7 protein-coding genes are annotated in these 6,450 nt (G+C 67.4%); 5 read left to right on the forward strand and 2 right to left on the reverse strand.

The genetic code is table 11. The features are described 5' to 3' along the window. Positions 1 to 41: 41 nt before the first annotated feature. Entirely contained in the window at positions 42 to 737 is a 696-nt protein-coding gene (gene nucS / locus IWX65_RS12600; RefSeq protein WP_196883310.1) for an endonuclease NucS, read from the reverse strand. Positions 738 to 790: 53 nt separating this feature from the next. On the opposite strand from nucS, the gene IWX65_RS12605 reads away from it, so the two are divergent. Together IWX65_RS12605 and IWX65_RS12610 are read left to right on the forward strand one after the other, a co-directional pair. Further along, positions 791 to 1,114 (forward strand): hypothetical protein, encoded by a 324-nt coding sequence (locus IWX65_RS12605; protein WP_196883312.1) that lies wholly within the window; start codon positions 791 to 793, stop codon positions 1,112 to 1,114. Positions 1,115 to 1,158: 44 nt separating this feature from the next. Beyond that, positions 1,159 to 1,950, forward strand: a complete 792-nt coding sequence (locus tag IWX65_RS12610; RefSeq protein ID WP_196883314.1) for an alpha/beta hydrolase — start codon at positions 1,159 to 1,161, stop codon at positions 1,948 to 1,950. Between the two features lie 30 nt (positions 1,951 to 1,980). Here IWX65_RS12610 and IWX65_RS12615 read toward each other — a convergent pair whose 3' ends face one another. Continuing rightward, entirely contained in the window at positions 1,981 to 3,318 is a 1,338-nt protein-coding gene (locus IWX65_RS12615; protein ID WP_442859195.1) for an AI-2E family transporter, read from the reverse strand. 161 nt (positions 3,319 to 3,479) lie between these two features. On the opposite strand from IWX65_RS12615, the gene IWX65_RS12620 reads away from it, so the two are divergent. From IWX65_RS12620 to IWX65_RS12630, 3 genes are all read left to right on the forward strand, one after another. Then, complete coding sequence (locus IWX65_RS12620; protein WP_334683843.1) at positions 3,480 to 4,439, forward strand: tetratricopeptide repeat protein; 960 nt, start codon at positions 3,480 to 3,482, stop codon at positions 4,437 to 4,439. Between the two features lie 124 nt (positions 4,440 to 4,563). Next, entirely contained in the window at positions 4,564 to 5,370 is an 807-nt protein-coding gene (locus tag IWX65_RS12625; RefSeq protein ID WP_196883316.1) for an ABC transporter ATP-binding protein, read from the forward strand. Further along, complete coding sequence (locus tag IWX65_RS12630) at positions 5,352 to 6,380, forward strand: hypothetical protein (protein WP_196883318.1); 1,029 nt, start codon at positions 5,352 to 5,354, stop codon at positions 6,378 to 6,380. Before IWX65_RS12625 ends, IWX65_RS12630 begins: the two co-directional genes overlap by 19 nt. The last annotated feature ends 70 nt before the right edge of the window (positions 6,381 to 6,450 follow it).

Consider the following 6,450-nt stretch of genomic DNA (forward strand, 5'->3'; position numbering starts at 1 on the left):
CCGATTGTATGCGGGAAGGCGCTTCGATGTCGGGGGGGCGCTCAGAAAAGCCGGGAATCGACGTCGTCCACGCCGCGCATCGCATCGTAGTCCAGGGTGAGGCAGTCGATGCCGCGGTCGGCGGCGAGGACGCGCGCCTGCGGCTTGATCTGCTGTGCGGCAAAGACGCCCCGCACGGGGGAGAGGAGCGGGTCCCGATTGAGGAGTTCGAGGTACCGGGTCAGCTGCTCGACTCCGTCGATATCCCCGCGACGCTTGAGCTCGACGGCGACGGTGGCACCCGCCGCGTCGCGGGCCAGGATGTCCACCGGGCCGATCGCCGTTCCATACTCGCGGCGGATCAGCGAATACCCCGGACCCAGCAGGGTGATCTGTTCGGCAAGCAGGCGCTGCAGGTCGGCCTCGACGCCGTCCTTGACCAACCCGGGGTCCACGCCGAGATCGTGGGATGACTCATGCAGCTGTTCACGGATGGAGATGATCAGTCGATCGTCGCTCTTGCCGTGCTGAACCGTCCACACTTCGGTGATGCCTTCGGCGGCGTCGGCCTCGTCAGGAGCCGTGACGCGCAGCGTGGCCGGCGGACTCATCCAGTTCAGCGGCTTGTAGGAGCCGCCATCGGAGTGCACGAGGACCGAGCCGTCGGCCTTCACCAGGAGGAGCCGCGTGGCGAGGGGCAGGTGGGCGCGGAGGCGCCCGATGTAGTCAACGGAGCATCGGGCTATAACTAAACGCACACCTCGAACCTTACCGTTTCTGTGCACCGGCTCCGTTCAGGCAGACTGGAACCGTGCCCCGTTCCAACCGACCCAGCCGTCCCGGTGGCGGCGCGCGGAGCAAGTGGGCTCCGCCGCCCGAACTGGACCTCGAACGTGCGCGGTCGGGCTTCCCGACCCACGAGAGCGCTCCCGACGGCGAGTGGTCGGTGCGGCGGATCACGGAGCGCAGCGCGGCCAAGGAGTACAAATGCCCCGGCTGCCACTCGGTGATCCCCTCCGGTCTGGCGCACCTCGTGGTGTGGCGCGAGGACTCGCTGCTGGGTGCCGAGGCGGCGCTGGCGGACAGGCGCCATTGGCACGTCCAGTGCTGGCGGACGCGCAGCTACCGGTACTGAGCCGGCCGGCACAGGGCATACCCCGCCGCCCCTAGACTGGGGAAATGGCCAGCACTTCACCCGAATACACTTTCACCACCAGCAGCGAACCAGTGGAGATCCGGGCCGCGACGGTGCTTCCCGCAGATCGGCGCAACATCGAGCTCACCACCGCCGACGGACTGACACTGGTGGGCGAGTTCGCCTCACCCGAAGGCCGGGCGCCGGCTGCCACCCTGGTCACCCTCCACCCGCTGCCCACCCACGGCGGTTTCATGGATTCCCACGTCTACCGCAAGGCGTCCTTCCGGCTGCCCGCGCTGGCCGGGATTGCAGTGCTCCGCTTCAATACGCGCGGAACCTCCTCACCCCGGGGCTCCAGCGGAGGAACGTTCGACGGCGGCGAGGCCGAGCGCCACGACCTCGAGGCTGCGGTGCGATGGGCAGTCGACGAGGGCCTCACGAACATCTGGCTGGTCGGCTGGTCCTTCGGGACCGAGTTGTGCCTGAAGTACGGAGCGCTGGACCCGGTGGCCGAGCTCATCGAGGGGGCCATCCTGCTCTCGCCGCCGCTGCACCGCGCGGACGACGACGACCTCGCCGCCTGGGCAGCGGCGGGCCTGCCGCTGAAGGTCCTCGTTCCCGAGCACGACGACTACCTGAAGCCCCCGGAAGCCCTCGAGCGCTTCGCGGGGGTTCCGCAGGCGGACGTCGTTCCCGTGGAAGGCGCGAAGCACCTGTGGGTGGGGGAGAAGTACGCGGCGCGGGCGCTGAACGAGATTGCCGACGTCGTGCTGCCCGCTCCGGTGTCACCCTTGCCCACGGTGTGGGAGGGTCCGGCGGCCACAGCGCCGTAGCCAGGAACGCCGCGGGCCACGGGCAGTGTCCTACTGGCCGTCCTGACGTGCGATGAAGACTTCCTTGAGCAACAGCATGACAGCCGCCGCTGTGGGAATGGCGATCAGCGCACCGAGGACCCCGAGCAGGCTTCCACCGGCGATGACGGCGATCACGGCGACCGAGCCCGGTACCGCTACGGCGCGCTGCATGATGCGCGGCGAGATGAAGTACGCCTCGAACTGCAGGTACGCGAGGTACGGAATCGCGAAGAGGAGTGCCGTGTTCCAGCCCACGGTGAGCGCAACGAGCGTCACCACCGCGGCCGCGATCAGCGCGCCGACCAGGGGGACGAAGGCGAGCAGCACGACGACGAAGGCGAGCAGCACCGTGAACGGGACGCCCGCGATGCTCATGAAGATGAAGGCGAACATGCCGTTCAGCAGGGCCACGCAGGCCTGGCCGATCACGTAGAGGCCCACGCTGCGCGTGATCTCCTCGGCCAGGATCTCCACGCGCGCCCGCCGGGAACGGGGTGCCAGCCGGTAGGCCCACTTCTTCATGGAGGGAAGCGATGAGAGGAAGTACAGGGTGAGGACCAGCACCACGAGCGTGCCGAACAGGCTGTTCACGATCACCGTTCCCACACCCAGCACTCCGCCGAAGATCCCGCCCACGGCTTCACTGTTGGCGAAGAACCTGTTGATCTCGGCAGAGACGCGGTCGCGTACCTGGAACTGCGCGTCGATGGTGGTGAAGAACTCCGAGTTGAGGAAGTCATTGGCGTACCCGGGTGCCCGGTCACCGATCTGCGATGTCTGCGAGACGATAGTGGGAATCAGGGTTGCGAAGAAGCCGCCCACAATTCCGGCGAGCACCAGCAGCGCCATTGCAATGCCTGCCGGGCGGGGCACGCCCTTGGTATTGAGCCAGCGCACGATCGGTTCAAGCCCCAGTGCGATGAACAGCGCCGCGCCGATCCACAGGAGCAACTGGGTCACGTTGGTGATGATGAAGAAGGCGAGCAGTGCGAGGCCGACGCCGACACTCATCATGAATCCGAAATGAATGGGGTGCTGGCGCATCGACCTCGGGTACGCTCCGCCGAACTTCAGGCGTTCGTCACCCAGCTGCACCGACGGATCGACCGCCACGGATTCGGGCTCGCGCTCCGGCGGGAACTCGAAGCGCGGACGCGGCTGCGCGCCCGGCAGTGGTCTCCGGAGCCGGGCGCCCCACTTCCGGATGAACGGGGTGCCGCTCTGCGCCGGAGGCAGTACCGGATCGACGGCAGATACGGCAGGGTCGGACGTGCGGGCGTCAGGTACCGGGCCGCCCGACGGCCTCGGCAGCGGCTCGCTGACCGGGACGTCCTGATGATCTGTCACGCTGGGCTCTGCTTTCGCTGTGGCGGCGGCTCTACCGCAGGGGGGACAACAGACGAAACACTAACAGCCGGAGGTGCCCGGCAGGCCACACTTCGTTACCATGGGGTGTGCGTTTCAAAGTTGCGGCGCCGATCGTTACAGGGGTAAAGGAAGGCAGATCAGTGTCCACACCAGCACAGCGGGGCGGCATGCCGCCGTCGTCGATGAACCTGCGGGGGGCCGTTGATCTCTCGGCCCTCAAGGCACGTGCCGATGCCGCAGCGCGGCCCGCCCCGACCACGCCCGCCCCGGCAACGGCAAGCCCCTACATCGTGGCGGTGACGGAGCAGACCTTCCCGCAGCTGATCCAGCTCTCGGCGCAGGTTCCCGTGATCGTGGACCTCCGCGCCTCCTGGAGCGAGCAGTCGGCGCAGGTGAGCGCCGTGCTGGAGGCAGTGGTACTGGAACTCGATGGCCGGGTGCTCCTGGCCTACGCCGACATCGAGGCGCAGCCACAGATCGCCCAGGCTTTCCAGGCCACGGCCGCGCCCACCGTGGTGGCAGTGGTGAAGGGCCAGCCTGTTCCGCTGTTCGAGGGGACGATGCCCGAACCACAGGTCCGCGCGCTGCTGGACGAGCTCCTGAGGGTGGCGGAAGCGAACGGGGTCACCGGAACACTCAATGACGCCGCCGAGCCCCCGGCGGGGACGGAGCCGCCGGAATCGGCACTGCCTCCCCTCCACCAGGAAGCCTTCGACGCCATCGAGGCGGGCGATTATGCCGCCGCCGCCGCCGCCTACCAGAAGGCCCTGGCCGAGCAGCCCGCCGACGCCGAGGCCAAAGCCGGCCTCGCGCAGGTCGAGCTGATGCAGCGGCTGGAGAACGCGGATGCCGCAGCACTCCGGCAGGCCGGCGCGGACCAGCCCGACGACGTCGTGGCACAACTCGCTGTCGCTGACCTGGACATCACGGGAGGCCACGTGGAGGACGCCTTCAACCGCGTCGTGGCGATCATCGCCCGCAGCGGTGGCGAGGACAGGGAAACCGCCCGGAAACGCCTCCTGGAGCTGTTCGACGTCGTCGGCAGTTCGGATCCGCGCGTGACCAAAGCGCGCAGCGCCCTCGCGCGCGCCCTGTTCTAGGCGCGGCCCGTCCTTTCGAAGTCCGGCGGTCCTTGAGTCCTTGAGTCCTTGAGTCCTTGAGTCCTCCGGTCCTTTAGTCCTTTGGGATGTCGAAGGCGCGGGCCCCGGTTGCTAGCGTTGAGGCATGAGTTCCCAGCCGCCCCAGCCCTCGGAGCCGCCTCCGGCACGTCAGCCGGAAGCCGTGGCACTCTCCATCCGCGGGCTGGCCAAACGGTTCGGGTCGAAGATCGCCGTCAATGGAATCAACCTCGACGTTCCGACCGGCTCCTTCTATGGTCTTGTCGGGCCGAACGGTGCAGGAAAAACCACCACCCTCTCCATGGCGACCGGGCTCCTGCGGCCCGACTTCGGGCAGGCACTGGTGCACGGCGTCGATGTGTGGAAGAACCCGCTCCAGGCAAAGAAGCTGCTGGGGATCCTGCCGGACGGAGTGCGGCTGTTCGACCGGCTCACGGGCGAGCAACTCGTCACCTATGCAGGGCTCCTGAGGGGGATGGACAGGGACGTTGTCAGCGGCCGGGTGCAGGACCTCCTGCGTGCGCTCGATCTCGCCGGCGACGCCGGAACCCTGGTGGTCGACTATTCAGCCGGGATGACCAAGAAAATCGCCCTGGCCTCAGCACTGATCCATGCACCGAGGCTGCTGGTGCTGGATGAGCCCTTCGAGTCCGTGGATCCGGTTTCGGCGGCCAATATCCGCGACATCCTCAAGAGCTACGTGAATTCGGGTGGATCGGTGATCGTCTCGAGCCACGTCATGGACCTTGTCCAGCGCATGTGTGATCACGTGGCAGTGATCGCCGCGGGAACCGTGCTCGCAGCGGGAACAGTGGATGAGGTCCGGGGGAACGGAAGCCTCGAGGACCGCTTCGTCGAGCTGGTCGGGGGACGCAGCACGGCGGAAGGTCTTTCATGGTTGCGGAACTCGTAAGGCTGAAACTCACCCTCCTCCGCAACTCACTCAGGCGCAGCACCGGCCAGTTGATCGGGCTGATCCTCGGCGGTCTGTACGGCCTGGGAATCCTGGGATTCCTTGTCGTGGGCCTTGTCCTGCTGGGTTCGGCCGACCCCGAGATCATCCGCTCGGTGCTCGTGATCGGCGGTTCGGCAGCAGTGCTGGGCTGGGTCGTCATCCCGGTCGCGGCGGCCGGCATCGACATGACCCTGGATCCGGACCGCTTCGTCACGTACGCGGTGCCCATGCGGCAACTCCTGGCCGGCCTCACGCTCGGCGGCCTGATCGGGGTTCCAGGTGCCGTCACCCTGGTGGCGGCTCTTGCCCAGGCCATCAGCTGGATCCGGTATCCCGCTGCGGCGATAGCGGCGCTCGGATGCGGTCTTCTCGCTGTGGTCCTGTGCGTCGTTGCCTCCCGGCTTGTCACGACGGCGATCTCCTCGCTCGCGGGCACCCGGAAATTCCGGGATGTCAGCGGCGTAGTGACGATCATCCCGCTGGTTCTCCTCGGGCCCATCATCGGAGGCATCACTGCGGGATTCCGGGGATCGCCGGGATTTGCCGCGGTCCTCGCCGACATCCTCGCGTGGACGCCCCTGGGCGCACTCTGGGCGGTTCCGGCCGACGTCGCCCTCGGCCACCCGGTGCAGGCACTGCTTCATTTCCTGATAGGAGTGGCAAGCATCGGAGTGTGCGCGTGGCTCTGGTCAGTCACCCTGGCACGGGCACTGGTCACCCCGGCCTACAACGCCGTGACGAAGAAGGGTGCCGGCAACCTCGGATGGTTCGGCCGGCTGCCCGGTACGCCGGCCGGAGCGGTAGCGGCGCGTGCTCTGACCTACTGGATGCGGGACCCGCGCTACTCGGCTTCGCTGCTGACCGTTCCCCTGATAGCGGTGGTCCTCTATTTCGCCGGTTCCCGGGCGGAGAGTTTCACGGCATTCAACTTCGTGGGACCCATGGTTACGTCCCGTGGAGTGGTGTAGTTCTCCGCTGTTGAGCGTTGCGTAGGCGACGTAGTGAGCCATCGTGCGATGGTCAGTGAGTACCGATCAA

This window comes from Arthrobacter sp. CAN_A214 (assembly GCF_015751955.1).
GTDB lineage: Bacteria > Actinomycetota > Actinomycetes > Actinomycetales > Micrococcaceae > Arthrobacter_D.

Excerpts from the sequence above, each read along its gene's own strand:
- IWX65_RS12610 (WP_196883314.1), top strand. The coding sequence starts at position 1,159 with ATGGCCAGCACTTCACCCGAATACACTTTCACCACCAGCAGCGAACCA.
- IWX65_RS12625 (WP_196883316.1), top strand. The coding sequence starts at position 4,564 with ATGAGTTCCCAGCCGCCCCAGCCCTCGGAGCCGCCTCCGGCACGTCAG.
- IWX65_RS12630 (WP_196883318.1), top strand. The coding sequence starts at position 5,352 with ATGGTTGCGGAACTCGTAAGGCTGAAACTCACCCTCCTCCGCAACTCA.